Below are 2786 nucleotides of genomic sequence, written 5' to 3'. Positions count from 1 at the left end.
TCGAGTGCTTTGCCAAGGAACAGTTCGATCGGATCGCTGCGTCCGTCAAATTCGTCCAACATGATCGCGTAGGCGACATGCTCGTCGGTCAGCATGCGGCGAGCCATCTGATTGACTTCCCCGGAATCCTCCAGACGATCGGCAACCCCCTTCATGCGCCCGTTCATCGACTCGAGCACGCCCCCCAACTGCTGCGAGCGTTGCACCCACGCATCCGCCGTCACCCGACTGCTGCTGCGCAGGGCCAGGGTTCCATCGGGAGCAACTTCAAAATGTTTTTCAACAAAACGAGGAATCGCCTCGGCGCGAATCGACTCGCGATACTTGCCTTTCAACAAATCGATCACCCCGGCGAACGCGACTTGTCCGGATTCGCTGGCAAGCAATTGATTCAACTCCGACGACGCCTTGTCATCCGGATTCAAACGCTGTCGCAACGTTTGGATCAAGTCCTTGGAATCCGAGGACAGCACTTGCAATGCCATTGATGTCTCGGCGGAACCCGATTCGCCCTGACCATCGGCATCCGCTGCGACCAGGCGGAATTGCACCGCGGAGAGGGTCAACAGGCCGGCGGCGAGCAACCCCAATACAAGACGTTTCATGACAGACTCTCTAGAGGACGAAGAAGAATTGAGAAGACGGGTGACGCGTTCGGTCAGCGGCGGAGCAGCCATCGACTGCACACCCAATCCGCGAGCGATCGGGGTGGGACTCAACGTGGCGTTTTCAAGAAACTCGACCAGTTGCACCAAACTGGCGGCGAGCCCCCGGGCGGCAGCCGGATCCGTTTGAGTCAGTGATTCATCGCACGCCCATTCGGCGGATTCTTCATAACGACGCACGCACCACCACGCCGCCGGGTTCCACCAATGCAACACCACGGCAATCCGGGCAACCGCTTGCCGCCAAACGTCACGACGACACAGGTGAGCCAGTTCGTGCAACAGCACCCCGCGCCGCTGGTCGGCGGAAAGCGAACGCCAATATTGTTCGGGGACCACCAAGGCGTATCCGCGGGGGCGACGCACCAGCATCGGTCCGGCCGAACCGGAGACGACCATTTGGGGTGCCTGATAGCCGCGACCTGAACAAAGCGTTTGCCACTCGGCTTGCCAAGGTTCCGGCGCTGGTTGCAGTTGATCGACCAATCGACACAGCTTGGCATAGCGGAACAGACTGCGGATCACGATGCAGACGATCCCCAGCATCCAAATCAGACACGCGACCGAGACGCCAAGCTCCGTCCACGAGGTCACCCATGGGGCCTGATCCGTCTGCCCGGACGACAACACGGTCGATTGCAACGCAAACTCACCTTGCGATCGATCGCGCTGAGGCAACGGCGTGTTTCCGACCACCGCATCACTGGCCGACGGAGTGAATTCAGCAATGTCGTGGACCGCTAGCTGTGTCGCACCGATGGGCGTGCTTTCCAACCACGGCAGCTCGACGGGCACCCGAAACAGCATCAGCCCCTGCAGCAGCACGCAGAACAACAGGCATTGCCGCAAACGCGGCGTCACGACATCCAAGCGTCGCAGCAAGAAGGCTGCCAAACCGCACGCGATCGTTAACATGACCGATGCAGTCACCAGACAATGCAAGAGCGTGATCATCACCGTTTGCCTCCCGACTGGCCCTGGGAACCGCGTTTCGAGTCAGCCTTGCCGGAGCCAGGATTCTGTTCGGCGTCGCGGATCAGACGTTTGAGTTCCTGTAATTCGTCGCGGCTGATTTCACGGTCCTGCATCAGCTGGGCGACCAGCGGAACGACACTGCCGCCGGAGAGTTTTGAGATCAGCTGATCCAGATGCCCCGCCTGGGCTTGCTCCCGCTCGATCGCTGCGGCGTACTCCGCCGGCCGCCCCGATTTGGACGCCAAGCCCTTGTCCACCAAACGATTCAATCGCGTTTGCATGGTGGTGTAACCGACCGTCTCGGCGCCGAAACGCTCGTGGGCCTGGGCCAACGTCAGCGGCCCTTCACGCCACAACAGGTCCATCAAGTCCAGCTCGCCGCTGGACAGACGCAGGTTTGATTTCATCCGCAAAACACCGAGCGAAAAGCAAAGGTCAAAATCGCATTTACGACAACGGTCGTATCATTTACGACCAACGTCATAAAGTCAAGCGAGAATTGCGAATTTCCCAAAGTGGGGTAAGCATCCTGCTTGCCAAGTGGGGTAAGCATCCTGCTTGCCTCCTCGCAAGCTTCCAGCTTGCCGCACCGTCCCGAAACCGCAAGCTTCCAGCTTGCACTCCGTTCAGGCAACGCTGTAAAGCATTTATTCCCTGCGGTTGACGAGGTGTTCGCGGCAGGGCGCAAGCCCGGACCGCTAAAACGAGAAGCGACTTACCCAAAATGGCTCCCCTCTCCCCCGAACAAGCCTCGTGGTCGATTCAGATTGATCATGCGCGCCAAATGATTTTAGTAAGCGAAAACGTTGCGAGGAGTAGAGGCTTGTTTGGGGGAGAGGGGCCGGGGGTGAGGGGGAATCCGCATGACCAATCAACGATGCAATCACCAGGCCGACGGGATTGCTCGTGATCAGCGCGGCCGAATCAGCGCAGCCGATCGAATGAATTTGAAAACTCGGTTTAGCTGATATCGCGCAATCGTGTTTGCGTTGGGGGAAAGTTTCGTCGTGGGCATCCGATGGGCGATACACCGTTGATTTCTGCTGAGTCGATTTGATGCAGTTCGCATTCCAGCGTACGACATCCCGCCAGATCCAACCGGGTTTCGAGAGCGCATCGTTGCCGTCATCCAGCAACCGCGCACAG

Annotated in this window: 3 protein-coding genes; all 3 read right to left on the bottom strand. The window is 58.9% G+C overall.

Annotated elements, in window-relative coordinates; genetic code table 11:
- Positions 1–1619: M56 family metallopeptidase (locus tag ABX749_RS28440; RefSeq protein ID WP_372899008.1), on the bottom strand; the 1619-nt coding region annotated here is incomplete at its 3' end.
- Positions 1619–2047, bottom strand: a complete 429-nt coding sequence (locus ABX749_RS28435) for a BlaI/MecI/CopY family transcriptional regulator (RefSeq protein ID WP_372899007.1) — start codon at positions 2045–2047, stop codon at positions 1619–1621. The genes ABX749_RS28435 and ABX749_RS28440, both read right to left, overlap by 1 nt.
- A 291-nt stretch (positions 2048–2338) precedes the next feature.
- Positions 2339–2786 (bottom strand): hypothetical protein (locus ABX749_RS28430; RefSeq protein WP_372899006.1); only part of this gene is annotated, 448 nt, incomplete at its 5' end.

The organism is Stieleria sp. (assembly GCF_041595215.1).
Taxonomy (GTDB): Bacteria; Planctomycetota; Planctomycetia; order Pirellulales; family Pirellulaceae; genus Stieleria; species Stieleria magnilauensis.
The sequence above is the reverse complement of the archived record's forward strand: the minus strand, read 5'-3'. Positions and strand labels throughout refer to the sequence as shown.